This is a genomic window from Olivibacter domesticus (genome assembly GCF_900109575.1).
In the GTDB taxonomy this organism is placed as follows: Bacteria; Bacteroidota; Bacteroidia; order Sphingobacteriales; family Sphingobacteriaceae; genus Olivibacter; species Olivibacter domesticus.
Window position 1 is genome coordinate 126,196 of record NZ_FOAF01000002.1, and the last position, 26,785, is coordinate 152,980.

Here is a 26,785-nt window from a genome sequence, read left to right on the forward strand (position 1 = left end):
CTGTTATTTAAATTAAATGTAGCGCATTTATAATTCCATAAAAAAAGGCTTGCTATATGGCAAGCCTTTTTGTTAAGTTTTTATATTGATGTACTACAAAATGGTTTTGCCACAAATTATCCTTCGTGCCACCACCAATTTATATGTGCAAAAATTGTTTTCATTTTCTTCCAGCAAATATGATTAATTAGATCAATAAATGCAAAATAATTTGAAAATTAGTTGAGTCAACTAATACTTGATTAATGCATTTTTCTCTTTTGTAAACAATGTAAACACTTTTTTATCTACCCAAGCAGGGAAAAGTTTATTCATCCATACCGCAAGCTTTCCTTGACCAGTCATAATTAAAGTTCGTTTTCGCTTTTTAATACCCTCCAGTATTATTTCTGCTACTTGTTCGGCAGTCATCATCTTCTCTTCTTCCATGCTTGTTTCACCAAATTGATCGCCGTTCTTATCGAGTGCTGTATTTCGAATATTAGACGCCGTAAATCCTGGACAAGCTACCATCACATGTAATCCTGTTCTTAAATTCTCTACCCTTAGTGATTCCATAAAGCCGTTCATCGCAAATTTGGACGCCGAATAACCTGTACGACCAGGTAGACCTCTATATCCCGCAATAGACGATACACTAACCACAGAACCCTTGTTATTAAGCAAAGAAGGTAAAGCATATTTTGTACAGTAAACGGCACCCCAAAAATTTATATCCATTAGGTCTTTCAACACTAATAGATCCAAATCTTTAAACAATGCCCGCATACTCACGCCCGCATTGTTTATTAAAATATCAATTCTTTTAAATGTTAATAATGCTTGGTCAATCAACCGTTTGCAATCTTCTTCTTTAGAAACATCACATTGTACCGCAATTACCTTAACCTTGCTTTCATATTCTAATTGTTGAGCAATTTCACAAAGAGTAACGTATTTTCTTGCTCCCAAAACTAGATTCGCTCCCTCTTTTGCTAAAGATTTGGCCAAAGCAAGACCTATTCCTGATGAAGCGCCAGTTATGATAATTGTCTTGTTTTTCATGTACTTATTACTAGGCGATGCTTCTTTCATAAGGAACACGTGTTACTATGGAACGTCCAAGCGTTACTTCATCTACATACTCCAGCTCCCCACCAAAAGCAATACCTCTTGCTATTGTACTGATCTGTATATTAAAATCTTTCAATTTTTTATACAAATAAAAAATTGTTGTATCTCCTTCCATTGTAGCACTTAATGCCAAAATCACCTCTTCCACGTGACTCTCTTGCAATCTCTGCACCAATTTTTCTATATTTAAATCAGAAGGACCAACTCCATCCATAGGTGAGATTAATCCACCTAAAACGTGATAGACTCCATTGAATTGATTGGTATTCTCAATTGCCATTACATCGCGCGTATCTTCAACCACACATATTAATCCTTTATCTCTTTTAGGGGCCGTACAGATCTCACATATAACCTGATCTGAAATATTATGGCATACAGTACAGAAACAAATATCTGATTTAAGTTTCATCAAAGACTCGCTAAACCGCTGTACATCTGTCGCAGGTTGATTAAGTATGTGTAGCACTAACCGTAATGCTGTTTTTTGCCCGATTCCAGGTAGCCGGCTAAACTCATTTACCGCATTCTCTAAGAGCTTGGAAGAAAAATTCATACTGCAAAGGTAAGTGAAAAAGGTAAAAAAATTCATTACATTAGCGCAAAAACAGTTTCTGAGATACTGAAACTATCATTTAATAGAAACTTACTTATATGATAACAAGTGAAGATAAGATAAGAAAAGCGTTTGAAAACAAAACTTGGCAGGAAATAAAAGTAAAGGACTCATGGCAGATATTTAAAATCATGGCCGAGTTTGTTGAAGGTTTTGAAAAATTAGCTAAAATAGGCCCTTGTGTTTCCATATTTGGTTCTGCTCGTACAGCAAGAGATCATAGCGATTATAAAGTAGCAGAAGAATGTGCACGCTTACTTACCGAGAGAGGATATGGAGTAATATCTGGTGGTGGACCGGGAATTATGGAAGCAGCCAATAAAGGCGCTTATGAGGCAGGAGGAAAGTCCGTAGGCCTCAACATCGAATTACCTTTTGAACAATTTCACAATAGATACATCGATAGAGACAAATTGATGGAATTCAATTACTTTTTTGTGCGCAAGGTAATGTTTATGAAGTACTCACAAGGTTATATCGTTTTGCCTGGTGGTTTTGGCACTATGGACGAGTTATTTGAAGCTATTACGCTTATACAAACTGGCAAGATAGCAAGATTTCCAATTGTTCTGGTTGGCAAATCTTATTACGGTGGGCTTTTTGATTGGGTGAAAGACAGAATGTTGGAAGAAGGTAAAATAAGTACTGAAGACCTCAATTTGTATCGTTTAGTTGATACTGCAGAAGAAGCTGTAGGGCATATATTTAAATTTTACGACAAATACTTACTTAAACCTAATTTTTAATTTTACTTGTAAAGAATTCGTCGAATAAATGATCTTAGCATAATTTCCACGAACACTGCCCTACTTTACTCTTTAATAAAATAGTAATGGCTATTAGTGGTGATATAGAAAACAGAATAGAAAATTTCTGTTTTCTATATCAATTGAGCCAATGCTATTTCGTAGGCTCGAGAAGATAAATTTATTCTTTCTTTAGATAAATCAAATATAGCTTTCATCGCTTTAAATATTACGTTCGAAGTGTCTGAAAATATGGCATCATCACTTATTTCAATATTGGGTTGCATTAAATAAGCAAATACACGGGCCATTCCGCAATTGGCAATAAAATCTGGTATTAGCGAAACATTGTTATCAGTAAATTCCATTACAGGCCCATAGAATATTTCTCTATCAGCAAATGGAACGTTTGCTCCAGAAGCAATTACCTCTAAGCCATTGTTTATCAAACATGTCACATGTTTTTTAGAAACCAATCTTGAAGCTGCAGCAGGTATAAATATTTCAGCACCAATATTCCATATTTCCTCATTTATCTCGTCAAACGGGATCAGATGTTCGGTATTTATAGCATTACCTTTTCTTTCTAAAAATAAACGTTCAATTTCCAGCTTAGTAAATCCCCTGGAATTAAGCACTCCTCCTTCTTTATCAATGATGCCTACAATTTCAACACCAAGTTGTGAAAGGTAATATCCTGCAGAAGCAGCAACATTTCCCCATCCCTGGATAATGGCCTTTTTTTTCTTGCAACCGGTTCCAACCATTTCGTAATAGTATTTTACTGATTCAGAAACGCCATATCCAGTAATCATATCAGCTACTTTATATTTTCTCCTAAGATCGGGTGTGTATTTTAAATCCTCAAGAACCTTTGATACGCCATATCGGAGTTGCCCAATCTGATGGATGCGTTCATTTTCACGCACATTAAAATGGCCGTTTAGTACACCTTCTTGTGGGTGCCATAAACCATAGTTTTCTGTTATGGGTATCACTTCTACTATTTCATCGATATTTAAATCTCCACCAGTACCGTAATAATTTTTCAATAGTGGTGTAACTACTTTAAACCAACGTTCTAAAACACCCTTTTTTCGAGGATCGGTAGGATCAAAATTTATGCCTGACTTAGCACCGCCGATGGGCGGACCCGAAACAGTAAATTTTACTTCCATCGTTTTCGCTAAAGACTCCACCTCGCGTCTATCTAGGCCCTTCCTCATTCGCGTACCACCCCCGGCCGCCCCACCTCTTAAAGAGTTGATTACAATCCAACCTTCGGCTTCTGTTTGTGTGTCTTTCCATTCGAATACGATTTCTGGTTTTTTATCCTCAAATCGAGATAGTAAGTTTTTCATGGAATATTTTGTATTTTATTCAAATTGGTTTATCGGCCTATACGCAAGTAAATATAGCTACATAAACACATTAAAGCAAAATTTTAGATAACATAAAATACAATTCACAGAATAATATTTAATCTTTACAGAAGTTTACAAATTACTTCGCAACACAATTGCAGTAAAAACTTATATTTGCAGATATAATAATTAATCAATAGAATAATGCTGACCGTTTTATCAAGTATTCAATGGGGTATCGATCCGGAGCTTTTCCATATCGGAGGTTTTGGCTTGCGGTATTACACGCTGTGCTTTATGCTCGCCTTCTTTTTAAGTTATGTGATATTACTTAGCATTTTCAAGAGAGAGGGTAAATCGCAAGAATTGCTTGATAAACTCACCATTTATGTATTTATTGGCACTGTCCTTGGCGCACGCTTAGGTCACTGCTTATTTTATGAGTTTGATTATTACAAAGATCATTTACTAGAGATGATTCTTCCCATAAGAACAGTGAATGGAACCTTAACTTTCACGGGATATCAAGGCCTTGCCAGTCATGGCGGAGCCATTGGAATCATTGTCGCTTTGATACTCTATTGCAGGAAGACAAAAGTTAATTTCTGGTGGATTGCAGATAGGCTTGTCATTGTAGCAGCTCTTTCTGGTGCATTAATTAGAACAGGGAACTTTTTTAATTCCGAAATTATAGGCAAACCCAGTCAACTTCCTTGGTCGGTTGTATTTACACATGTAGATAATATTCCCCGTCATCCGGCACAGTTGTATGAATCAATGGGATATCTAGTGATATTCATTATCCTATTTAATTTATATAAAAAGAGTAAGTTTCAAAAACCAGCATTTTTGTTTGGTTTTTTCATGGTTACTGTTTTTGGATTACGATTTCTGATGGAATTTGTGAAGGAAAACCAAGAATCATTTGAAAGTGCAATGACTCTTAATATGGGACAAATACTCAGTATACCATTTATTGCTATTGGCTTTTATTTCATGTTTAAAAGCAATAATGCGTCAGGAATAGCACAAAAAAAATAGCATCTGATTTTAAAACAACTAGCGATGAAAGAAGAGAAAGTTAAAACTTTTGAAAACATTTTGCGGAAGCATAGTCTCAAGGTTACGCATCCCAGACTTAAAGTGCTTGAAAAAATATTCAATAAAGATACGGCTACATCACAACCAGAATTAGAAAAATCTATTGGCGAGGATATAGATCGGGTAACATTATATCGAGTTTTAAATATTTTCGAGGAAAAGGGTATTATACATAAAGTATTCGACCTTCATGGAACGGCTACCTACGCAATTTGTTCTACTCGATGCACCACCCACCAACATCATGACGAACATGTACATTTCACTTGCTCGACATGCAACAGTGTATATTGTTTGCAAGAAATCAAATTACCTCAAATAACTACCCCTTCAGGCTTTACCATTGACCAAATAGCCGTGAATGCAATTGGAACATGTAATAAATGTCAAAGCTTAAAGAATGCATCGTTATCTTAAAGCATTTTTTTATCTTTAAAACAATTTATTTAAAAACTGTATTTTCATTGATGTATAATGCTCTTCAAAAAAGAGAAGGACGCTTAACATCATAAAGAATATAAGACAAAAAGTTCACCGTATGTCTACAAAAAAATCAAATGCAATTAAACATGTACTTACTCAATTAATTGCTGATGCTTTTGAAAAATCTGGCAATAAAGCGCTAAATTATAAACAGGTGTCGGCCAAATTAAATATTACCGACCCTATCTCCAAAAATACCATTCTGTCAATTCTTCAAGAAGAGTCTAAGATTAAATCCGGATTATTCAAAGAAACAGAAAAGGGAAAATTTACGCTAAGAGAGCTTAAAACCTTCATTATTGGCAAAGTAGACATGACGGCAGATGGTTCAGCATTTATTGTCACTGAAGATGAATTGGAAGACGATATATATGTTGCACCTCGTAAACTTCGTAACGCTTTACACGGCGATACAGTAAAAGTGTATGCTTATGAGAAAAGTAAAGGTAGAAGAAAGGAAGGTGAAGTAGTTGAAATTATAGAAAGATTCCGAACAGATTTCACAGGCGTAGTAACTGTCTCAAAACGTTTTGCCTTTTTAATAGCAGACGACAGAAAGATGCTCCACGATATCTATGTACCATTAGAAGATTTAAATGGAGCCAAAGATCAGGATAAGGCCGTTGTAACTATTACTGATTGGCCTCAAGGAAGCAAAAACCCCGTTGGTAAGATCAAACATGTGCTGGGAAGGCAAGGTGAGAATAACACGGAGATGAATGCCATCTTAGCCGACTATGGGTTCCCTTTAGCCTTTCCAAATCAAGTTGAACAAGAGGCAGAGGCAATTCCGGAAATAATAGATGAAACAGAGATCAACAAGAGAAAAGACTTTAGAGATATTTTAACATTTACCATTGACCCGGCAGATGCAAAAGATTTCGACGATGCTATATCTTTTCGTCAGCTAGAAGATGGCACCTATGAGATCGGTATTCACATTGCAGACGTAACGCATTATGTTAAAGCTGATACGGAACTTGACAAGGAAGCTTATGAAAGGGGCACTTCTGTATATTTAGTGGATCGAGTTATTCCAATGCTACCCGAGAGATTATCGAATGATCTATGTTCTTTACGACCAAATGAAGACAAACTTTGCTTTTCTGCGGTTTTTATTCTTGACAATCAAGCGCATGTAAAAGAACAGTGGTTTGGTAAAACGATTATCCATTCTGATCGTCGTTTCTCTTATGAAGAGGCGCAAGAAATAATAGAAACAAAGGAGGGCCAATTTTGTAATGAGCTTCTAATATTAAATAAATTAGCATATATCCTAAGAGAGCACAAGTTTAAACAGGGTGCTATTAGTTTTGAATCAACGGAGGTTAAGTTTAAATTAGATGAAAACGGAAAACCCTTAGGCGTTTATACGAAAGAGAGGAAAGACGCACATAAACTCATAGAAGACTATATGCTTTTAGCCAATAGAAAAGTGGCTGAATACATTGGAAAACAGAGCAAAGGAACTAAGAAATTACCATTTGTATATCGAAATCACGATGCTCCCAATGAGCAAAGCCTTACTTCTTTCGCCCAATTCGCAGCGCGTTTTGGTTATAAGATAAATACAAAATCTGAAAAGGAAATAGCGAAATCTCTTAATGCTCTTATGCTGGACGTCGAAGGTAAAAAAGAGCAAAATGTTTTAACAACGTTAGCTATACGTTCCATGGCCAAAGCTGTTTACACGCTAAAGAAACATAGCCATTATGGTTTAGCTTTTGATTATTACACCCATTTTACTTCTCCTATTAGACGCTACCCGGATGTTATGGTACACCGACTGCTAGAACACTACTTGCAAGGTGGCAAAGCCGTAAATGAAGAGGCCTACGAAAAAATGTGTGTGCATGCTTCGCAAATGGAAAAGAAAGCTGCCGATGCTGAGCGGGCATCAATTAAATATAAACAAGCTGAATTTTTGCAAAATCAAATAGGAAATACGTATTTGGGGATAATTTCGGGGGTTACTGAATGGGGTATGTATGTTGAAATAGAGGAAAATAAATGCGAAGGAATGGTTCGCTTACGGGATATTACTGATGATTTCTATTCACTTGATGAAAAAAATTATGCAATCATTGGCCAACGTAAAAAAAAGAGCTATCAGTTAGGTGACGAGGTAAAGATAAAGGTAAAAACTGTTAATCTTGCCAAACGCCAAATAGATTTCACGCTGGTAAGTTAGCTTCTGACGAAATAAAATACTTTTTCTATCTTCGCCACATGTATTCTATAGCCGATTTACAAACAATCATTGCGCAGACGTTATTACAACGAGATTTTCCTACAGAACCTAGCAATTTATACGATCCAATTCGTTACTTTTTAAGTATAGGAGGAAAACGATTAAGACCTGTTCTAACATTATTAGCAACCGATTTATTTGGTGAAAAAATAGAGAAAAGCCTATCAGCAGCATTAGCAATAGAAGTATTTCATAATTTCACCTTAATGCACGATGATATCATGGATGAAGCACCGCTGCGAAGGGGAAAAGACACTGTTCATAAAAAGTGGGATACTAATACCGCTATATTATCTGGTGACGCCATGATGATAACATCATACCAATTGTTATCTAAAAGTCAAACAGATAATTTATCTGAAGTATTACATATCTTTAGCAAAATGGCTTTAGAGGTATGCGAAGGGCAACAACTAGATATGGATTTTGGAAATTCACCTTCTGTTACGGAAGAGGATTATTTACAAATGATACGGTTAAAAACTTCAGTGCTACTCGGTGCCGCCTTAGAAATAGGTGCTCTTATAGCCGGGGCTAATCCAAAAGACAGAAAACTCCTTTACGAATTTGGCGTAAATATGGGAATTGCATTTCAACTGCAGGACGATCTTCTAGATATTTATGGCGACCCTAAAAAATTTGGCAAGCAAATTGGTGGCGATATTATCGAAAATAAAAAGACTTTTCTTTTGATTAACGCCATTCGATTAACAAAAGGAAAAGAAGAAGAAAAAGAGCTAAAAGGATGGATAAAAAGGCACGCTAACTATAATGTAGACGAAAAAATAAACGCTATTACTTCCATTTATAATAAATATGGCATAAAAACACTTGCAGAAGAGAAAAAATCATTCTTTTCGGACCAGGCCTTTCAAGCACTAGAAAAAATAGATGTCCCCGCAAACCGTAAGCAGGTGCTGATAACATTTACTAAAGGTTTATTTGTTCGTGAGTCATAATGCATAAAAATCCTCAAAGATTATTTTCTCTTACTGATTAAACGAAAAATAATGAGGCCAAATCTTAGGAAGACCTGCCTCTTTTCCATAAATAGGATCTGTATCTGGAATTGACACGGAGCCGATATTCCTATCCACTAATGGTCTTTCTCCAGAAGTTCCGTAATTCATATCATATCCCCTACCTTCTGGATAGGCTCCTACGCATAACACTTGGTTTTCTGATCTCAAATTTTTATGGGCTACACCCGCTGGTATAACTAATACATCTCCCTGTTCTATATCTAATTTCTGTCCGTTATCTCCTCCTAGCATCAATGTAGTACCTCCCTTTATTACTCCCAGTACCTCATGCGTATTGCTGTGATAGTGATGAATAGTATGAATGCCCCCTACCCAATGATTTGTCCAATTATAACTATTAAAGAGCTTAATAAATTCTATAGAATTGTTATCTCCGTCTTTCGTGATGACTTGATTATAATAAAGTACCGGTAGTGAACTATTTGGAAATAGTCCGTCGTCAGATAAAAAAATAAGGGCAGGGCCTAACATAATACTCAATTAATAACAATAAGCTTCAATATTAAAAAACAATCGTCAAAGCAATAAGTTTTGGTCTTTATCGGATTAAGCATATTATCGGAAAGCTTGCTTAGTACAAGGAATGTCCATTTCCTTCAAATTTGAGGGCTTTTACTATAACATTATTGTGAAAATCTAAAAATTGCAATTATAATCGTAAATTTACGTGAACTAATTTATGATATTGACCAAAAAGTTAACGTAGCTTATTAACCAATTATTTTTTTATATGACGTTTTAAACTTAGATAATTCGCAGTTAGTCTATTGACTCCTAAAATCTATTTCTCTGTAACCTAGTTATTGTTGTGTTTCATAATAATGACATTTTTTGTATGAAAAGGAAGCTAACACTCATTGAAGGAACAATGTATGCTGGTGGAAAAACACCTGTTAACGTCGTTGCTAGTATTAAAATTAAAGGTATTATTTGTGAAAAAAATTTACATATTGCAGTCTCGAGAATTCAAGACCGGCATCCTCTATTAAGAGTCAATGTACTTGAAGACAAAGAAACAGGGGCTCCTTATTTTATTAAACAAGATCCAATTCGGAACATTCCTATACGTGTTTCTAAGCGAATGACAGATGATGACTGGAAGAAGGAGTCAATCACTGAATGCCTAATACCCTTCGATGTAAAGAAAGGTCCCCTAATTAGGCTCGTATGGCTTAGGTCGGCGGTCACTTCGGAACTGATATTTATTGCCCATCATTGTATTTGTGATGGTATGTCGCTTTTAAATCTGATTGATGAAACCTTACTTTTATTAGCGAGCCCCGGTATTGAGATTGGATCTTATAATTCATTTTCTTCCATCAATGAATTTATTCCGTCAGCTGTCATGAACAAGAAAATCAATATAATGAAAATTTTTCTGTTCAGTAAACTGGCAAAACTCATTTTTTTTGCTACAACTAATAAAAAGGAAATTGTACGAAAAAACCCTTACCTGATTCATTGGAAATTAGACCAAGAAAAATCTATTTCAATTCTTCAAAGGTGCAAAGCGGAGGGCGTCTCTGTTAATGCTGTATTATGCGCAGCGTTTGTACAGGCGTTTAAAAATACCGAATCAATAAAATCACGATCAAGATTATATTGTGCAGTTGACACTCGAAAATTTATCCCGCAGATCAAAAGCAATACAATGTTTGCCTTTCCTATACTAATAGGACTGCGTCCAAAAAGCAATAAAGTGACAAACTTATGGGATCAATCATATTGGTTAAAAAGGCAACTATTGACAAAAATAAATAAGTTCAATATTCATAACTTGCTTATGTTCAGTGAGTGCCTCCTGCCATTTTTGCCAAAAATGACAAAATATGCTAAAAATGATAAAGGAAATCACGATTTCACGTTATCTAATATGGGTAATGTTAAATTAAAGGAAAATTATGGTCTCCTCGAAGTGGAGTCCTTGCACTCACCGGCAACAATATTTCCGTTTGGCAATCCATCTACGTTATCTATAACCACTTTTAGAAGCCAAATTGATTTTATATTTACATCAGATGAGCACTTTATCAAATATGACAATGCCCTCTCTCTAAAAGATAATGCGATGAAATTTCTGAAAGATGCTATCGATTCATAAGCAAACATGATATTTTGAACGCCTAATACATTCGAAAAGTCCTCAAGCAATAGGCAACCCGACTGTCGTCAGGTTTCCCTATTGCTTGACAGAAAGCGAGGTGATCCCTGAAGAGGGGGCTTCAAAGCAACATCAACCACTCACTACGTTCGTTATTTTTGTTGTTTTTGATCTTTTGTTCGAACAAGCTCGCAAAAGGCTAAAAACAACAAAACCCGGCTGTTGCCGGGTTGATGTTGCTCTGGCGGAAAGTGAGGGATTCGAACCCCCGGTCCTGTTACAGACAACGGTTTTCAAGACCGCCGCATTCGACCACTCTGCCAACTTTCCGGCACAAAAGTACGAACTCCATCCGTTTTAACAAACATAAACTCCTTTTTTTTTACACATCAGAAGTAACTCCTTCATTTCGTGTAAATTATTTTTTCATGAAGTTTAAAAGCATGACTTTTTCTAAAATTCACATCAAAATTCCTTAGCTTTTCACTGCTAGTCAAACAATCTTTTTTAGACAATATTATAAACCAGATTCGATTATTATTTTGGTTCAGAACGCTTTGAAATGATTAGATTCAATTGAAAAGAATGAAGAAATAGCGGGCTATTTCAAGGCGTTTTCAGGAAGAAAATGGCCGATTCAAAGTAAAAAAACTGGAGAACCTATTGAATTTTGAAGTTATAAGGGATAATCGAATTCAGGTTATAACGCCACAAAAAAGGGTATCCAATAGATACCCTTTTTTGTGAATTCAGAAGAAAGCTTATTTATTATTTTTTGAAATAAGAAATAATAATGTTTGCCAGTTCTTCTCCTATTCTCTCTTGAGCCTCATTTGTTGCAGCTCCGATATGAGGAGTTAATGAAACTCTTGGATGCACTAATAATTCCTTTCTTGGAGTAGGTTCGTTCTCGAAAACATCAAGACCAACGAAAGATACTTTGCCAGAGTTTAAGGCTTCAAGTAAGGCCAACTCGTCAATTGTTCCTCCTCTTGAAGCATTTACGATACCCACCCCGTCTTTCATCAAATCAAATTCTTCTTTTCCTAATACCGCTTTATCTAAAAACGGAACATGTAAACTTATAAAGTCGGCAGTTCTTATTAATTCTTCTGTATCAACCTGTTTCACAGGCACTTCAACCGAAGCACCGCCAGAAAGGTTCAACGTAAGCGATGCAGGAACACTTACGAAATCACTCGCAATGACATCCATTCCGACACCTAAAGCAACTTTAGCCGTTTCTTGTCCAATACGCCCAAAGCCAATAACTCCTAAGGTTTTACCCTTCAGCTCTACTCCTTTTGCATAAGCTTTTTTTAACCCAGCAAAATTGCTATCCCCTTCATGGGGCATTTTTCTGTTAGAATCATATAGAAATCGAACACCATTATAAAGATGAGCAAATACCAATTCTGCCACAGATTGTGAGGAAGCTGCCGGTGTATTCACTACAGCAATTCCTTTATTGCGTGCATATTCTACGTCAATATTATCCATGCCAACACCACCTCGGCCGATTAATTTAAGATTAGGGCATGCATTTATAAGGTCTTCCCTTACTTTAGTTGCACTTCTTACCGTTATGGCATCGTACGCTTGTAATCTTTCTTTTAATTCTTCTTGTGGAATGTGATTTGTATCAACGGTAAATCCAGCTTTCTCCAATAGTTCTTTTCCTAAAGGATCAATACCGTCATTTGCTAATAATTTCATATAATACGCAGTATGGATTTAAAATAAATGTTTCAATTAAGGATAATTATGCATTCTTCTCTGCAAATTCCTGCATAAGATCAACAAGCGCGTTAATACTTGTTATTGTTAATGCATTATAAATTGATGCTCTAAAGCCTCCAACGCTTCGATGACCTTTTAATCCGATCATACCTCTTTCTTCCGTTAAAGCTAAAAAGGTTTTTTCTAATTCAGGATTATTCATCACAAAAGTCACGTTCATTCTTGAGCGATCTTCAGCCTGTGCCGCGCCTTTAAATAAAGGGTTACGATCAATCTCGTCATATAACGTCCTTGCCTTAATAATATTCTCACGTTCTATCTCTTCTATACCGCCTTTTGCTTTTAACCAACGTAAATTTAAAAGAGATACATAAATGGCAAATACTGCAGGGGTATTATATAAAGATCCCGCCTCAATATGCTTACGATAGTCAAAAATCGCAGGAATATCTCTTCCAGTTTTGCCTAGCAAGTCGTCTTTAACTATAACAAGTGTTACGCCCGCCGGCCCCATATTTTTCTGTGCTCCCGCGTAAATTAAGCCAAAGTCAGCCACATTAATTTTGCGGCTTAAAATATCAGAAGACATATCGCACACCAAAGGAATTGAGGATTTAGGTGTTTCGAATAATTCAGTTCCATAAATAGTATTATTAGACGTATAATGAAAATAAGAAGCGTCAGTAGGTACATCATATTCCTTTGGAATATAGGTATAGTTAGCTTCTTTTGATGATGCAACAACCTGCACTGTACCAAATTTTTGTGCTTCTTTTAATGCCTTCGAAGCCCAAGTGCCCGAATCCAAATATGCAGCCTTACCCGTCTGCGGCAATAAATTCATTGGTACCATAGCAAACTGTTGACTCGCCCCACCCTGTAAAAACAATATGGAATAGCCATTAGGTACTGCCAATAAATCACGAACCAACGACTCTGCCTCTTCTATTACTGCCTCAAACGCTTTTGAGCGGTGGGAAATCTCTAATATTGACAGCCCTGAATTATTAAAATCAATTACTGCTTGCGACGCTTCCTTAAATACTTCTTGCGGGAGAATACACGGTCCGGCACCAAAATTATGTTTCATTATTGAGTTAAATATAGATTTGAATATAAGTTTGTATACAAATTCTCACATGTTTTATCTAAAAGACAAAGCAGTATACGAATTATTTGTATTAGACAAATGTAAAGTTTTTATAAAAATAATTCAAAAAATTAGTGATTTTATTAAAAAAATATTGGTAATATTTTTGTAAACTTAAACATATTACAATTAACAATCATTCGATTTTTCATAATGACCTTTAAATATAAAGGGAGGCACAAGTGCCTCCCTTTATATTATTCCTTTCAGTTAAACACTTTTCGTAAACGGAGAGACGTCTTTTAATAGCCGTATAGATGCTATTGGATCCTTTGCTGAAAATACCGTATTGCCGGCAACGAGAACATTTGCCCCTGCTTTCAATAGATCAATTGAGTTCTCATGATTTACGCCGCCATCAATTTCTATTAGCAGTTTATCGTTTCTCCCCTGAGCTAGAATACGAAGCTCACGAATTCTTCTGTATGTATTTTCAATGAATTTCTGTCCTCCAAAACCTGGGTTTACAGACATTATACATACCAGATCGATGTCATCAACAATATCATACAAATGGTTTATAGGAGTATGTGGGTTAATAGCAACACCAGCTTTACATCCCAATTCTTTTATTTGTTGAATAGTTCTATGTAAATGCGTACATGCCTCAAAATGGACTGTAATATTGGAGGCTCCTGCATCTTTAAATTGTGCAAGATACCTATCTGGTTCAACAATCATTAAATGTACATCCAAGGGTTTTTCCGTATGACGCTTAACAGCAGATAGTACAGGAAAACCAAAAGAGATATTTGGAACAAATAGACCATCCATAATATCTACATGCACCCAATCTGCCTCACTTCTATTAATCATCTCAATATCTTGTTGGAGATTAGCAAAATCAGCAGATAAAATAGAAGGAGCTACTAAATGTTTCATTCGTAATAAGGTTGTTTTTCAAAAAATTAAAATATCGGAAAACTCAGTCTGAAGCCACATTTCCTATTGATAACATCACTAAATAAAAATTACCGCCCTAAATAGACTCTTAAAATTATCTATCCAAGACGGCAATTGCTTTAAATTTATTATTTATTTTCTGTCTCCGTCTTTTTTTCCGGGCGAGGTAATAGCGCTTTACGAGAAAGTTTTAATTTTCCTTGTTTATCAATATCTAACAATTTTACTTTTACAATCTCGCCAACTTCGAAAACTCCATCCATCGTCTCATACCGCTTCCAATCGATCTCCGATATATGTAATAGACCGTCTTTTCCAGGCATAATTTCAACAAACGCACCAAAAGGCATGATAGATTTTACTTTTCCTTCATAAATCTCACCTACTTCTGGTTTAGCTGCTATTGCTTTAATTCTACCAACAGCAGCATCAATTGCTGCCTTATTGTCGGCAAAAACCTGTACGATCCCTTTACCGCCCACTTCTTCAATTGCAATGGTGGCGCCTGTTTCCCTTTGCATTTCCTGAATGATTTTTCCACCAGGGCCAATAATAGCACCGATAAACTCTTTATCAATACTAAGGCTTACAATACGTGGCGCATGGGCCTTGTAATCTTCGCGAGGAGTTGCAATGGTTTTAAGCATCTCATTAAGAATATGTAAACGAGCTTCTTTGGCTTGCGACAATGCCTCCTTTAATACTTCCCATTTTAAACCATTAATTTTCAAGTCCATTTGACAGGCTACAATTCCATTACTGGTACCTGTAACTTTAAAGTCCATATCACCCAAATGATCTTCATCGCCCAAGATATCACTTAGCACAGCATACTTTCCTGTTTTTTCGTCGGTGATTAATCCCATAGCTATTCCTGAAACAGGGGATGTAATCTTCACACCTGCATCCATCAAAGCGAGCGTACCGGCACATACTGTAGCCATAGAGGAAGAACCATTAGATTCTAATATATCAGAGACTACACGTATGGTATATGGATTTTCTTCCTGGCCCGGTAATACCTGTTTCAATGATCTCATTGCAAGATTTCCATGCCCAACCTCCCTACGGCCAGGGCCTCGATTAGGTCTAACCTCTCCAGTAGAGAAACCAGGGAAATTATAGTGCAAAATAAACCTGCTATATCCATTAATAAATGCACCATCAATCATTTGCTCATCATCTTTCGCTCCTAGCGTAACCGAAGTAAGTGATTGTGTTTCTCCCCGCGTAAAAATTGCAGAACCGTGTGCAGCAGGTAAGTAATCTACTTCACTCCAAATAGGTCTAACAGTACGCACATCACGACCATCTAAACGAATTCCTTCATTTAATATTAAATTACGAACAGCATCATATTGAACATCGTGAAAATATTTTTTCGCCAGGAATACCGTTTCATCATCCACATCCTCTCCAAGAGTAAGAGCAAAAGCTTCGGCTATATCTGCAAACTTTTCAGAGCGTTCTTTTTTTGAAGAGCCCGATTTAGCAACTTCATAAACACTATCATAAGTTGCTGCATATACTCTTTCTTTTAGCTCTGGGTTGTTTGATTCATGATTGTACACACGTTTTTCAGTGCGGCCCACCAATTGTGCAAGCTCAATCTGTGCCTGTACCTGTATTTTAATCGCTTGGTGAGCAAAAGCTATCGCTTCGATCATCTCTTCCTCAGATATTTCCTTACTTTCTCCCTCCACCATCACAATATCATTGGCCGAACCGGCGACGATAAATTCTAGCGTGGCTCTCTCCAATTCACTTAATAAAGGATTAATAATCAACTTATCATCAATCTTTGCCACACGAACCTCAGATATTGGACCATTAAAAGGTATATCCGAAACTGCTATTGCAGCCGAAGCTGCTAGGCCAGCTAGCGCATCAGGCATTATATCTTTATCTGCAGAGATTAAGGAAATCATTACCTGCGTATCTGCATGATAATCGTCAGGGAATAACGGACGTAATGCCCGATCAACTAAACGAGATATCAAGATCTCATAATCGGATAAACGTGCTTCCCTACGCAAAAAGCCACCAGGAATACGGCCGGTAGCAGCATATTTTTCTTGATAATCTACAGATAAGGGCAGAAAATCTGTTCCCGGTTTAGCCTCTTGAGCTGACACTACTGTTGCTAAGAGCATTGTTCCGCCCATCTTCACAACAACAGAACCATCTGCTTGTTTAGCTAGTTTACCTGTTTCGATTTCGATGAGGCGGCCATCGCCAATATCGAATGTTTTCTTAATTGCATTGTAACTCATGTTGTTTTCTCTAATGCGTTGGTCGTCTTTAAAACGCATCGTTTTTTTATTTATAGACTTTTTAACTTGACACAAAGGTAAATAAAAAAAGCCATCACTTTTTAAGGATGGCTTCTTGTTTTTCTACTAAAAGTTATTTTATAATATCTCTTAGTTGCAAAGCTTTGATAACTGCACGGTATCTTTCAATATCTTTCTTATATAGATAAGCTAATAAAGATCTACGTTTACCTACTAATTTTTGCAAGGATAACTGAGTAGAAAAATCTTTGCGATTTTTCTTTAAATGTTCAGTTAAATGTGCAATACGTTTAGTAAATAGTGCTACCTGTCCTTCGGTAGACCCTGTGTTTTTTGCGTCACCAGCAAATTCAGCGAAAATGTCTGATTTGTACTCTTTACTTAAATACATTACTTGAATAATATTAAAGCGTTAAAAAATTTTATTAATTGCGTGCAAATATACATCTTTTTTTATTGATATCAAACAGCTCACTTATTATCAATCAATGCTTGCGTTATAAGTTCGCTATAAAAATCAGTTTCATTCATCCCGGTGGCCCTCACTTGCTGTGGAATGAAACTTTGCTCAGTTTGTCCAGGAATGGTATTAATTTCAATAAAATAGAACTTATTACTATCTTTTTCTAAAAAGAAATCAATTCTCACTAAGCCTTTACAGTTTAGTGTTACATATACATCTTTCACAATTCCTTTTATTCGTTCTTGCTCTTCTGAAGTTAAATCTGCTGGTGTTATCTCTTCGGTTAAACCGGGAGTATATTTTGCCTCAAAATCAAAAAATTCGCGTGAAGTGATAACTTCCGTTGCTGGCAACACCTCTAACCCTTTAGAGGAACGGTAGACACCTATAGAGAATTCTCTTCCAGTTACAAACTCTTCAATAAGCACCTGTTTATTGGCATTTTCTGTATTGAAAGCCCGTTCTAGGGCAGTTACCAGTTCTTCTCTTTTATTCACTTTTGTCATCCCAATACTACTTCCACCACCATTTGGTTTGACGAAATAAGGTAATTTAAGTTGCGCGAATATGGCGAATTGCCCCTCTTTGTTATTGTCTAACAAACAAATAGATTTAGCTAAATGAAGGTTCTTAACATCTTGAAGCAATAGTTTGGTATATGCTTTATTCATTGTTAAAGCCGAAGTAAGCGTATCACATGAAGTGTATTTGAGTCCGACCATATCTAAATATCCTTGTAATTTACCATCTTCGCCAGGCGACCCATGTAACATTATAAATGCAAGGTCAAATGCTATTACTTTATCTGGTAACGATAAAGTAAAGTTCTTTCTGTCTATCTCATGTTCTATACCTGATTCATCTATATAATGCCAACTATGCTTTGTTAAGATAATTTTGTATACATCAAAACGTTTAGTATCTAGCTTTTGCGCTACAAATGCAGCACTTTTTAATGAAACTTCGGCTTCTCCTGTAAATCCACCGGTAATTAATGCTATTTTTGCGTTCATAAAAAGAGAATATGGAGAACAAAGATAATTGAATATCTATATCTTTATTAAATTATTTTAGCGAATTGGCATGCTTTTTAAAGGTTAAAGTTGAACTTAAAAAAATCCAAATACGAGATCATAAATGAATAAGTTATTTCAATATTTAAGAACACAAACATTCAGAAAGAATCTAATTATTGCCCTTATATCCGGAATAGTATTTCTACTTCTTCTTTTTTACAGTTTAAGATTTTACACACGCCATGGAGAAGCTCTTGAGGTGCCAGTTCTTAAGGGAATTTCCATAGAAGGGGCTATAAATAAATTGGAAAACCAAGGATTTAGATATCAGGTTGATTCAGTTTATCAGGCAGATAAAAAACCAGGATTAGTTATTGAGCAAGATCCAGATGCGGGAACAAAAGTAAAAAGAAATCGAACCTTATACCTAACAATTATCACGAAGAATGCACCTGAAGTTCAGTTACCAAATTTAACAGAAATGGCTTTATTAGAAGCGGTTTCCACTTTGAACAACTACGGATTAAAGTTAGGCGACACCATTTATATACCAGACATAGCACGAGATCGTGTGTTAGATGTAAAATATGGGGGACAAAAAATCACTACCGGTCAGCCCATACCTAAGGGTAGTAAAATAGATTTAGTCTTAGGTAATGGTATGGGGGAAAGTGAAGTGACTGTACCAAATTTAGTAGGATACACCTTAGACGAAGCGATATTTTCATTAAAGGGGGCCTCACTAACACTGGGCACCGTAAAATATATGGGCCCCGTAGCAGATAGTTCAAGTGTTAGGGTTATCAGTCAAACACCAGAGGCTGACCCTAGCGGAGAAAAGAAAGTAAGCATTGGTACTCCTGTTAATTTAGCATTAAGCAATTAGCCACAATGGCCGCTCATAAAGTTTAAGAAAGATGGACACCCAACCGAAGAAAAAAAAATCACTTACTAAAAAGATTGTTTTCACAATAATACTCCTATTGGTTGTTGCGGGCGCAATATTAGCGTATACGTACTATAAGCGATATTTTGCTCCAAATGTAACGGATACTGAAGACTATCTATATGTAAGAACAGGCGCCCAATTTGAAGACCTTATGTTAGATTTAGGCGAAAAGAATCTTCTAAAAGATACAGCAAGTTTTAGATGGGCAGCAGTAAATATGGAATATCCATCTAGAATGAAGCCTGGAAAATATAAACTTAATAAAGGCATGAATAACCGAACCCTAATAAACATGTTGGGTGGTGGATTTCAAGAACCTGTAAAATTACGTTTTCAAAATATTAGGCTAAAAGAACAATTTGCCGGATTTCTAGCTACGCAAATTGAACCGGATTCCACGTCCTTAATTAATCTGATAAATAGTGATACATTAGCAACAAACTACGGATTTAATACGGATAACTTCTTCACTATGTTCATTCCGAACACCTACGAATTATACTGGAATATTTCGACAAATGATTTTTTTACCCGGATGCATGAGGAGTATGAAAAATTTTGGACAGCCGAACGTAAAGAAAAAGCACAAGCACTAAACCTGAGCCCTATCCAGGTTAGCATTCTGGCTTCTATTGTTAAGGGTGAAGCATTACATATTGACGAGATGCCCAAAATAGCTGGATTATATATAAATAGGCTTCAAAAGGGAATTCTTTTACAAGCCGACCCTACAGTAATTTTTGCTACAAACGATTTTACTATTCGAAGAGTTTTAAATAAGCATCTTCTAACCAACTCGCCATATAACACATATATCTATAAAGGACTCCCCCCTGGCCCTATTATGATGCCCAGTATCGCTTCAATAGATGCCGTTTTAAACTATCAAAAACATAATTACATTTATATGTGTGCGAAAGAAGATTTTTCTGGCTATCATAATTTTTCATCAAGTGTAGCCGAACACTTGGTTAATGCGCGTAAATTCCAACAAGCTCTTAACGAGCGAAATATCAAAAAATAAAATGTTTATATTCGAAACCCAAATCAGAGTAAGATATAGTGAAACCGATCAGATGGGTTATGTGTACTACGGAAACTATGCGGCCTACTATGAGGTTGCTCGCGTGGAAATGCTACGTACTTTGGGCACATCGTACAAAGAGATGGAAGCAGGAAGAATAATGATGCCTGTATTGGAACTTAAATGCAAATATATCAAACCTGCTCTTTACGACGAATTACTTACCATAAAGGTAAGTATTCCTGCGCAGCCATCATTACGCATTAAGTTTAACTATGAGTTGTTTAACGAAAAGAAAGAACTAATAAATATAGGTGAAACAACGCTTGTTTTTATTAATATGGATAAGAACAAACCTTGTTTACCACCAAAAGATTTTATGAATCGTTTGGCACCTTATTTTGAGGAGAGAGCATGAACTGGTTACATAGAAAGTTATTAGCGTTAAAACCTTACTATCTATTTATTGAATGGACGAAAATAATTGTGCTGCCTGGTTTTGGAAAGCTCCCTCTTTACACGGTAGCACTTTTTTTCTTTCAAGAAATTGCGCGAGAATCGCTTTTAAATAAAGCATCTTCTTTAGCCTATTCATTCATGTTAGCAATCTTTCCGGGCATTATTTTTTTGTTTACACTAATACCATATATTAAAGTATTTGTAGATGATTTTCAAGAACAGTTGTTAAATTTTATGCAAATGATTCTTCCTGAAAATGCCTATACCACCATCGAATCCACGCTATTGGATATTGTTACCAATCAAAATAGCAGATTGCTCTCATTTGGTTTTTTCATGGCCATGATTTTTGCGACCAATGGCATCCACAGTTTAATGCGTGCATTTAATAAATCCTCATTAGTGTTAGAAAGTAGAACTTTTATAAAGCAACGCTTAGTAGCTTTAGCCCTAGCAATCATGATTATCATTGCATTAACCGTAGGAATGGGCATCATCACTTTTACATCTTTTATAATTAATCACATTAAAAACAACCTGGCAATAACTAATAGCTTTTGGACCTGGCTTATTGACGTTACACGATGGGTAATTATGCTTGGAATTTATTTTATCACGCTTAGCATGTTGTACAAATACGGTCCTTCGTCATCCAAAAAGTGGAGTTTTTTTAGTCCTGGTTCTACCTTGGCCACTGTATTGGCAGCACTAACATTTTGGGGATTCGCTTTTTATATCAACAACTTTAATACTTATAATAAGTTATATGGATCTATAGGCACACTCATTGTTATCATGATTTGGCTATATTTAAACTCCTTAATTTTATTAATAGGATTCGAATTAAACGCCAGTATTGCCCTCTCTAAACAAAGTATAAAGATTGTTAAACCGAGGTTCAATAGTTTTAAGAATAATACGCTCAAAGAAGATGTCTTCCAAAACAAGGCTAATCCGAAATAAAATCAAAAAGATTTCTTAACGAATCAACTATTTATTCTCCTCGGCAGCAGCTTCTGCTTCTTTGGCTTTCTGTTCTGCCTCTTTGGCTTTCTGCTTTGCTTGCTTCTTAAAAAAGCCTCTAAACAGAAAATTATGCTGTAAGGCTTCCATATTTTGATTCAGCTTATCTGTACTTTCTTCCAAGTTGAACATCGTTTGTTTCATTTTAGAAGCCATTTCTTGGTCATTTAACAAGGCTCCCAACGTGTTATCGTTACTGTTCATCTTAAGCGTCGCTTTATTAAGATTTTCGGTTAAAGCAGAGGCCGTTTGAGTAATGCCCTGTAGCTGGGCGGCAGAATTCCTTAAACTGTTATACACCGTTGTATCCGTCAAAATTTCATTCGCTAAAGAACCTTCTGTATTTAATTTATTTGTGAAAGCATTTAACGCACTTGATACCCTTGAAGTATTTGCTGCTGTTTGTGTTAGACTGGACATAATAGATTTAACCTGTACAGCCATTAAAGAATCTGTTAAAACGGCTCCAATTGTTCCTTCTCCATTAGCAATCTTCTCACTCAACTTCTTAACATCATTGGTTATTGCTACTAAGTTTTGATTGTTCACTTGTAACGTAGCCATCATCTCCTCTGTATCAACACTTTTTACCGATTGTAACAAATCGCCTGCTTCTACTACTGCCACTCCGCTACTTCCTCCTTGAATAACGATAATCTTGCTACCGATAAATCCTTCAGAACTTATACGAACTTCAGCATCTTTTCTAATATAATCCCTAGACTTTTCTTCTACATTAAAATCAATCTCCACATGCGAGTTCTCAATAAGCTTTATATTCTTGATTGTTCCAATTTTTACTCCCGAAAAAAACACATTATTACCGGCTTTCAGTCCGCCTGCATTATCGAAAATTGTTTTGAGACCTATTGTTTTAGTAAAACGTTTTTGATTTCCTCCTAAAACGAAAATTGCAACAACAAGAACAGTGATCCCAATTAATGTAAATAAACCTACTATAACTGCCTTTTTATTATCTGAGTTTTTAGCCATATAAATTATGCAATAAAGTTGTAATCATAAAATGCTTTGACGCGATCATCTTCTGAGTCGAATATATCATTAAATCTGCCCTGACGTTCGAACTTACCATCTAATAGCATGACAATACGATCCCCCACCTCCTTCGCACACGTTAAATCATGTGTAATGATAATAGATGATGTTTTATATTCTTCCTGAACATCATTAATTAAATTATTTATCTCTGTACAGGTAATGGGATCCAGCCCCGCAGTTGGTTCATCATAGAGCATAATATCGGGTCTTAATATAAGGGTTCTTGCGATTCCGATACGCTTACGCTGCCCGCCCGAAAGCTCTGAGGGCATTTGATTGATAGCTTGTGAAAGACCAACAGATGCTAGCACTTGCTCGACTTCTTTATCGATTTCAACTCTTGTCAAGGACCTTTTATTTCGCACTAGAGGAAACTCCAAATTCTCTCTCACGGTCATACTATCATACAAAGCGCTATTCTGAAAAGAAAATCCTATTCGGAGCCGTAAGGCCATCAGTTGTTTTTCATCTAGTTCATCAACGTCTTTTCCTAAAACATTTACACTTCCCTCATCTGGATATAAAAGACCTGAAATAACTTTTATTAATACAGACTTTCCTGTTCCAGATCGACCTAGTACCACCAGATTTTCTCCTTCAAACAACTGTAGATCAACACCTTTTAACACATGAAGATCCCCAAAAGATTTATATAAACTCTTTATATTGATAACTGAGTTCTGATAGTTTATGTGCGACAATTTTTTTTCCATAGCTATCCGCGCAAACTTTGAACAACCATTACGACTAATTGTTCTTCAATAAAAATCAAGAACATCGAAGCTACAACAGCTGCATTTGCCGCTTTACCTACTCCCTCCGTTCCTTTAGAAGAATTGTACCCCTCAAAGCAGCCAACAATACCAATAGTAAAACCAAAAAAACCTGCCTTGATGACGGCTTGAAATATATCCAGAAAGGTTACCGTATCAAATACCTGATCAAAAAAGCTGACAAAGCTCACCGATTCATGTTGATAAACATTTAAAAAGGATCCCATAAGTGCTATAAAACCAGTATAACAACTTAAAATAGGTATCATGATCGTAGTAGCTAACACGCGACTTACCACTAAAAATTTAAATGGATTTGTGCCTGAAACCTCCATCGCATCAATTTGTTCAGTAACCTTCATTGAGCCTAGCTCTGCCCCAATATTTGATCCAACCTTTCCGGCTGCAATGAGTGCCGTAACCAATGGTGCCAAAGCTCTTACGATTGCTATGGCAATGAGAGAGGGCAGCATAGCGGTAGCTCCAAACTCTTCTAAGGAAGGACGAGATTGATTTGTAAATACTAGTCCAGTAATAAATCCTGTTAACGAAATCAAGGGTAAAGATTTTACACCCACTTCATAACATTGATTTATTATTTCTTTAAATTCATACGGTGGTGTAACAAGCTCCTTGAAAAAACGCATGACAAATCGGTGTACATTACCTAGTTGAATTAGCTTCTGGTCAATTTTTTTGGAAATCATTTTTGTTAATCAGCGAAAGCGCCACTCTGTTAAGACGCCGTATTTTTTTGCAAAAGTATAGTTTTATTGATTAAAATCCCGCTTTAATAACATAAAAGTTAGCACTTCAAGATATTTATCACGAATATGATACTTATGTGAGTTTTAATTCTCTACTTCACATGTCTAGCACTTAAAGCCACACACACGAATGAAACACCAATATTTATATTTTGTTTTCTATCTTTATCGTAAAAACATTTACATTTAACCCTTCATTTGATCTAATTTCATAAAGACTGTTACAAAATAATTTGCTTATTGCCTTTTTTTAACATCAAAAAATAACTAAAAATTTAAATGTATGACCAATAGAAGAAATTTCATTCAATCGCTCGCATTAACAGGCACCTTGGCAATTAGCCTACCGGATATTGTAAACGCTGCAAACATAAGGAACAATACAACAGTTAAATTCAACAAAAACGATGTCATTCTATTTCAAGGAGATTCTATTACAGATGCGGGAAGGGATAAAAAGGAAGAGGAAGCGAACAGCACACACGTACTTGGTAATGGTTATGCTTTATTAACCGCATCCCAACTATTGTTAAAACAGGCGTCATTAAATTTAAAAATCTATAATAAAGGGATCAGCGGAAATAAAGTATATCAACTAAAAGAACGTTGGCAAGAAGATTGTCTCCGCTTAAAACCAAACATTTTAAGTATTTTAATAGGCGTGAATGATTTCTGGCATACATTAGCGAAGGATAATCCTTACAAAGGTACCGTTGAGACTTACAGAGCTGATTTGAGGGCTTTATTGGAAAACACTTTAAAACAACTTCCTAACACGAAGTTAATTATTGGTGAACCCTTTGCTGTTAGGAATGTTAAAGCTGTTACTAACGAATGGTTTCCTGCCTTTGACGAGTATAGAAATGCTGCCAAAGAAATAGCAAGTGAATTTAAAGCAACCTTTATTCCCTATCAACAAGTGTTCGATGAAGCAGTGAAATATGCACCGGCAAATTACTGGACGGGCGACGGCGTGCATCCCTCATTAGCCGGAGCTGCTTTGATGGCTCAAGCTTGGATAAAGGCTGTAGGTAATTAATCATCATACCACACTTGTACTGTATATCAATTTTTCTTAGCATTTTAACAGATTTTTCTAGTTAGAAAATTACTATAATACCTTTATTAATAGAGCACAAAAGAATGGTATCTCACGACGCATCTCTAAATTCAATGCTGGATAATGATTTTTATAAATTTACCATGCAGCATGCGGTGATTAAATTATTCCCAAAAGCGAAAGCTCGCTATGAATTCATAAACCGCGGACAGCATTCTTTTCCGCCAGGATTTGCAGATGCTCTTCGTAATGCTATTAATAAATTAGCTAGTCTACAACTGACCCGAGAAGAAAAAAGATATCTAAAAGAAACCTGTTCTTATCTAGACCCAACTTATTTAGATTTTTTGCAAGGTTATAGATATGATCCGGAAGAAGTTACAATTACACAGAATGGTGAGCATTTACAGGTAAATATCGAAGGATATTGGTATCGAACAATATTATGGGAAGTTCCCATCATGTCGTTGATTTCAGAGCTATATTACAAATTACATCACTTAGAAGCAGAGAATGACCAAAATATTATCTTAACAGCTCAGAACAAAATTGAAAAATATAATAGACTTGGCGTAACGATTGCTGAATTCGGTACAAGAAGAAGGCATTCTTACCATACCCATCGCTTGATAGTGCAAACACTTAAACAATTCGGAAATAGCAGCTTTATTGGCACTAGTAATGTGCATATGGCTATGCTCAACCGAACAAAACCAATCGGCACGCATGCACACGAATGGTTTATGTTCCACGCGGCGAAGTACGGTTTTAAAATGGCAAATAGCCTTGGCTTAGAACACTGGGCAAATGTTTATCGTGGCGACTTAGGTATTGCGCTATCAGATACTTATACTACTGATGTCTTTTTTTCACAGTTTGATAAAATGTTCACTAAGCTTTTTGATGGTGTTCGCCATGACAGCGGTGACCCTCTTATCTTTGCTGATAAAACCATCAACCACTATAAAAGTAAGGGTATTAATCCCTTGTCGAAAACGATCATTTTCTCGGACGGACTTGATTATGAAAAAGTTGAACGTATTGCTAATTACTGCAAAGGAAAAATTGGCATATCATTTGGAATAGGGACAAATTTCACCAATGACGTAGGCTTGACACCAATGAATATAGTTATTAAAATGACCGAGGCACATCCTGATGAGGCATATTGGATTCCTGTGATTAAATTATCAGATGTCAAAGGAAAATACACAGGGGATTACCAAATGATAGCCCTTGGAAAAACGATTCTGGGCATCATTGATTAATCGCATACAAATAACACCC

Annotated in this window: 25 protein-coding genes and 1 tRNA gene; 12 read left to right on the top strand and 14 right to left on the bottom strand. The window is 36.0% G+C overall.

Annotated elements, in window-relative coordinates:
- Positions 1-231: 231 nt before the first annotated feature.
- Together BMY50_RS11220 and recR are read right to left on the bottom strand one after the other, a co-directional pair.
- Entirely contained in the window at positions 232-1,074 is an 843-nt protein-coding gene (locus BMY50_RS11220; RefSeq protein WP_238383733.1) for an SDR family oxidoreductase, read from the bottom strand.
- Positions 1,055-1,669: a recombination mediator RecR gene (gene recR, locus BMY50_RS11225; protein ID WP_093324125.1), complete on the bottom strand. Its 615-nt coding sequence runs from the start codon at positions 1,667-1,669 to the stop codon at positions 1,055-1,057. Before recR ends, BMY50_RS11220 begins: the two co-directional genes overlap by 20 nt.
- A gap of 101 nt (positions 1,670-1,770) precedes the next feature.
- On the opposite strand from recR, the gene BMY50_RS11230 reads away from it, so the two are divergent.
- On the top strand, positions 1,771-2,475 hold the full coding sequence (locus BMY50_RS11230; protein WP_093325719.1) for an LOG family protein: 705 nt from the start codon (positions 1,771-1,773) through the stop codon (positions 2,473-2,475).
- A 134-nt stretch (positions 2,476-2,609) separates the two neighbouring features.
- Here BMY50_RS11230 and BMY50_RS11235 read toward each other — a convergent pair whose 3' ends face one another.
- A complete protein-coding gene (locus BMY50_RS11235) occupies positions 2,610-3,836 on the bottom strand; it encodes a Glu/Leu/Phe/Val dehydrogenase dimerization domain-containing protein (RefSeq protein ID WP_093324128.1) in 1,227 nt (408 codons plus the stop codon).
- 207 nt (positions 3,837-4,043) lie between these two features.
- On the opposite strand from BMY50_RS11235, the gene lgt reads away from it, so the two are divergent.
- The 4 genes from lgt (at position 4,044) to BMY50_RS11255 (ending at position 8,633) form a co-directional block, all read left to right on the top strand.
- The gene (gene lgt, locus BMY50_RS11240) at positions 4,044-4,880 is read left to right on the top strand and encodes a prolipoprotein diacylglyceryl transferase (protein WP_093324131.1); all 837 of its coding nucleotides are present in this window, start codon (positions 4,044-4,046) and stop codon (positions 4,878-4,880) included.
- 24 nt (positions 4,881-4,904) lie between these two features.
- Positions 4,905-5,357: a Fur family transcriptional regulator gene (locus BMY50_RS11245; RefSeq protein WP_093324134.1), complete on the top strand. Its 453-nt coding sequence runs from the start codon at positions 4,905-4,907 to the stop codon at positions 5,355-5,357.
- Between the two features lie 121 nt (positions 5,358-5,478).
- On the top strand, positions 5,479-7,614 hold the full coding sequence (rnr, locus tag BMY50_RS11250; RefSeq protein WP_093324137.1) for a ribonuclease R: 2,136 nt from the start codon (positions 5,479-5,481) through the stop codon (positions 7,612-7,614).
- Positions 7,615-7,652: 38 nt separating this feature from the next.
- The gene (locus tag BMY50_RS11255) at positions 7,653-8,633 is read left to right on the top strand and encodes a polyprenyl synthetase family protein (protein ID WP_093324140.1); all 981 of its coding nucleotides are present in this window, start codon (positions 7,653-7,655) and stop codon (positions 8,631-8,633) included.
- 30 nt (positions 8,634-8,663) lie between these two features.
- Here the strand turns inward: BMY50_RS11255 and BMY50_RS11260 are convergent, their stop codons facing one another.
- Positions 8,664-9,188, bottom strand: a complete 525-nt coding sequence (locus tag BMY50_RS11260) for a cupin domain-containing protein (protein ID WP_093324143.1) — start codon at positions 9,186-9,188, stop codon at positions 8,664-8,666.
- 364 nt (positions 9,189-9,552) lie between these two features.
- On the opposite strand from BMY50_RS11260, the gene BMY50_RS11265 reads away from it, so the two are divergent.
- Entirely contained in the window at positions 9,553-10,818 is a 1,266-nt protein-coding gene (locus BMY50_RS11265; protein ID WP_093324146.1) for a condensation domain-containing protein, read from the top strand.
- Positions 10,819-11,060: 242 nt separating this feature from the next.
- Here BMY50_RS11265 and BMY50_RS11270 read toward each other — a convergent pair.
- From BMY50_RS11270 to BMY50_RS11300, 7 genes are all read right to left on the bottom strand, one after another.
- A tRNA-Ser gene (locus BMY50_RS11270) sits at positions 11,061-11,148 on the bottom strand.
- Between the two features lie 438 nt (positions 11,149-11,586).
- Entirely contained in the window at positions 11,587-12,534 is a 948-nt protein-coding gene (locus BMY50_RS11275) for a D-2-hydroxyacid dehydrogenase (RefSeq protein ID WP_093324148.1), read from the bottom strand.
- Between the two features lie 46 nt (positions 12,535-12,580).
- Complete coding sequence (gene serC, locus BMY50_RS11280) at positions 12,581-13,648, bottom strand: 3-phosphoserine/phosphohydroxythreonine transaminase (protein WP_093324151.1); 1,068 nt, start codon at positions 13,646-13,648, stop codon at positions 12,581-12,583.
- 270 nt (positions 13,649-13,918) lie between these two features.
- The gene (rpe, locus tag BMY50_RS11285) at positions 13,919-14,590 is read right to left on the bottom strand and encodes a ribulose-phosphate 3-epimerase (protein WP_093324154.1); all 672 of its coding nucleotides are present in this window, start codon (positions 14,588-14,590) and stop codon (positions 13,919-13,921) included.
- Positions 14,591-14,739: 149 nt separating this feature from the next.
- Positions 14,740-16,884, bottom strand: coding sequence for a polyribonucleotide nucleotidyltransferase (gene pnp, locus BMY50_RS11290; RefSeq protein ID WP_093325722.1), 2,145 nt, complete (start codon positions 16,882-16,884; stop codon positions 14,740-14,742).
- Positions 16,885-17,017: 133 nt separating this feature from the next.
- Complete coding sequence (gene rpsO, locus BMY50_RS11295; protein WP_093324157.1) at positions 17,018-17,296, bottom strand: 30S ribosomal protein S15; 279 nt, start codon at positions 17,294-17,296, stop codon at positions 17,018-17,020.
- An 80-nt stretch (positions 17,297-17,376) separates the two neighbouring features.
- A complete protein-coding gene (locus tag BMY50_RS11300) occupies positions 17,377-18,381 on the bottom strand; it encodes a D-alanine--D-alanine ligase (RefSeq protein WP_093324159.1) in 1,005 nt (334 codons plus the stop codon).
- A 124-nt stretch (positions 18,382-18,505) separates the two neighbouring features.
- On the opposite strand from BMY50_RS11300, the gene BMY50_RS11305 reads away from it, so the two are divergent.
- From BMY50_RS11305 to BMY50_RS11320, 4 genes are read left to right on the top strand one after another with little or no spacing between them, the layout of a single operon-like run.
- Positions 18,506-19,270, top strand: a complete 765-nt coding sequence (locus tag BMY50_RS11305) for a PASTA domain-containing protein (protein WP_093324162.1) — start codon at positions 18,506-18,508, stop codon at positions 19,268-19,270.
- Between the two features lie 31 nt (positions 19,271-19,301).
- On the top strand, positions 19,302-20,357 hold the full coding sequence (gene mltG / locus BMY50_RS11310; RefSeq protein WP_093324165.1) for an endolytic transglycosylase MltG: 1,056 nt from the start codon (positions 19,302-19,304) through the stop codon (positions 20,355-20,357).
- Position 20,358: 1 nt separating this feature from the next.
- Positions 20,359-20,775: an acyl-CoA thioesterase gene (locus tag BMY50_RS11315; protein WP_093324168.1), complete on the top strand. Its 417-nt coding sequence runs from the start codon at positions 20,359-20,361 to the stop codon at positions 20,773-20,775.
- Positions 20,772-21,779: a YihY/virulence factor BrkB family protein gene (locus tag BMY50_RS11320; protein ID WP_093324171.1), complete on the top strand. Its 1,008-nt coding sequence runs from the start codon at positions 20,772-20,774 to the stop codon at positions 21,777-21,779. Before BMY50_RS11315 ends, BMY50_RS11320 begins: the two co-directional genes overlap by 4 nt.
- A 27-nt stretch (positions 21,780-21,806) precedes the next feature.
- Here BMY50_RS11320 and BMY50_RS11325 read toward each other — a convergent pair whose 3' ends face one another.
- The 3 genes from BMY50_RS11325 to BMY50_RS11335 are packed head-to-tail and all read right to left on the bottom strand — an operon-like array spanning position 21,807 to position 24,378.
- Positions 21,807-22,832, bottom strand: coding sequence for an MlaD family protein (locus BMY50_RS11325; protein ID WP_093324174.1), 1,026 nt, complete (start codon positions 22,830-22,832; stop codon positions 21,807-21,809).
- Positions 22,833-22,837: 5 nt separating this feature from the next.
- The gene (locus BMY50_RS11330) at positions 22,838-23,611 is read right to left on the bottom strand and encodes an ABC transporter ATP-binding protein (RefSeq protein ID WP_093324177.1); all 774 of its coding nucleotides are present in this window, start codon (positions 23,609-23,611) and stop codon (positions 22,838-22,840) included.
- Positions 23,612-23,613: 2 nt separating this feature from the next.
- A complete protein-coding gene (locus tag BMY50_RS11335; RefSeq protein ID WP_093324180.1) occupies positions 23,614-24,378 on the bottom strand; it encodes an MlaE family ABC transporter permease in 765 nt (254 codons plus the stop codon).
- Positions 24,379-24,721: 343 nt separating this feature from the next.
- On the opposite strand from BMY50_RS11335, the gene BMY50_RS11340 reads away from it, so the two are divergent.
- Positions 24,722-25,477 (top strand): SGNH/GDSL hydrolase family protein, encoded by a 756-nt coding sequence (locus tag BMY50_RS11340; protein WP_093324182.1) that lies wholly within the window; start codon positions 24,722-24,724, stop codon positions 25,475-25,477.
- Positions 25,478-25,581: 104 nt separating this feature from the next.
- Positions 25,582-26,766 (top strand): nicotinate phosphoribosyltransferase, encoded by a 1,185-nt coding sequence (gene pncB / locus BMY50_RS11345; protein WP_093324185.1) that lies wholly within the window; start codon positions 25,582-25,584, stop codon positions 26,764-26,766.
- Positions 26,767-26,785: the final 19 nt, after the last annotated feature.

Excerpts from the sequence above, each read along its gene's own strand:
- BMY50_RS11300 (WP_093324159.1), bottom strand. The coding sequence starts at position 18,381 with ATGAACGCAAAAATAGCATTAATTACCGGTGGATTTACAGGAGAAGCC.
- BMY50_RS11255 (WP_093324140.1), top strand. The coding sequence starts at position 7,653 with ATGTATTCTATAGCCGATTTACAAACAATCATTGCGCAGACGTTATTA.
- lgt (WP_093324131.1), top strand. The coding sequence starts at position 4,044 with ATGCTGACCGTTTTATCAAGTATTCAATGGGGTATCGATCCGGAGCTT.
- BMY50_RS11330 (WP_093324177.1), bottom strand. The coding sequence starts at position 23,611 with ATGGAAAAAAAATTGTCGCACATAAACTATCAGAACTCAGTTATCAAT.
- BMY50_RS11325 (WP_093324174.1), bottom strand. The coding sequence starts at position 22,832 with ATGGCTAAAAACTCAGATAATAAAAAGGCAGTTATAGTAGGTTTATTT.
- BMY50_RS11305 (WP_093324162.1), top strand. The coding sequence starts at position 18,506 with ATGAATAAGTTATTTCAATATTTAAGAACACAAACATTCAGAAAGAAT.
- mltG (WP_093324165.1), top strand. The coding sequence starts at position 19,302 with ATGGACACCCAACCGAAGAAAAAAAAATCACTTACTAAAAAGATTGTT.
- rnr (WP_093324137.1), top strand. The coding sequence starts at position 5,479 with ATGTCTACAAAAAAATCAAATGCAATTAAACATGTACTTACTCAATTA.
- BMY50_RS11275 (WP_093324148.1), bottom strand. The coding sequence starts at position 12,534 with ATGAAATTATTAGCAAATGACGGTATTGATCCTTTAGGAAAAGAACTA.
- rpe (WP_093324154.1), bottom strand. The coding sequence starts at position 14,590 with ATGAAACATTTAGTAGCTCCTTCTATTTTATCTGCTGATTTTGCTAAT.
- BMY50_RS11340 (WP_093324182.1), top strand. The coding sequence starts at position 24,722 with ATGACCAATAGAAGAAATTTCATTCAATCGCTCGCATTAACAGGCACC.
- BMY50_RS11235 (WP_093324128.1), bottom strand. The coding sequence starts at position 3,836 with ATGAAAAACTTACTATCTCGATTTGAGGATAAAAAACCAGAAATCGTA.
- BMY50_RS11265 (WP_093324146.1), top strand. The coding sequence starts at position 9,553 with ATGAAAAGGAAGCTAACACTCATTGAAGGAACAATGTATGCTGGTGGA.
- BMY50_RS11335 (WP_093324180.1), bottom strand. The coding sequence starts at position 24,378 with ATGATTTCCAAAAAAATTGACCAGAAGCTAATTCAACTAGGTAATGTA.
- BMY50_RS11260 (WP_093324143.1), bottom strand. The coding sequence starts at position 9,188 with ATGTTAGGCCCTGCCCTTATTTTTTTATCTGACGACGGACTATTTCCA.
- pncB (WP_093324185.1), top strand. The coding sequence starts at position 25,582 with ATGGTATCTCACGACGCATCTCTAAATTCAATGCTGGATAATGATTTT.
- BMY50_RS11245 (WP_093324134.1), top strand. The coding sequence starts at position 4,905 with ATGAAAGAAGAGAAAGTTAAAACTTTTGAAAACATTTTGCGGAAGCAT.
- BMY50_RS11220 (WP_238383733.1), bottom strand. The coding sequence starts at position 1,074 with ATGAAAGAAGCATCGCCTAGTAATAAGTACATGAAAAACAAGACAATT.
- BMY50_RS11320 (WP_093324171.1), top strand. The coding sequence starts at position 20,772 with ATGAACTGGTTACATAGAAAGTTATTAGCGTTAAAACCTTACTATCTA.
- pnp (WP_093325722.1), bottom strand. The coding sequence starts at position 16,884 with ATGAGTTACAATGCAATTAAGAAAACATTCGATATTGGCGATGGCCGC.
- BMY50_RS11315 (WP_093324168.1), top strand. The coding sequence starts at position 20,359 with ATGTTTATATTCGAAACCCAAATCAGAGTAAGATATAGTGAAACCGAT.
- rpsO (WP_093324157.1), bottom strand. The coding sequence starts at position 17,296 with ATGTATTTAAGTAAAGAGTACAAATCAGACATTTTCGCTGAATTTGCT.
- serC (WP_093324151.1), bottom strand. The coding sequence starts at position 13,648 with ATGAAACATAATTTTGGTGCCGGACCGTGTATTCTCCCGCAAGAAGTA.
- recR (WP_093324125.1), bottom strand. The coding sequence starts at position 1,669 with ATGAATTTTTCTTCCAAGCTCTTAGAGAATGCGGTAAATGAGTTTAGC.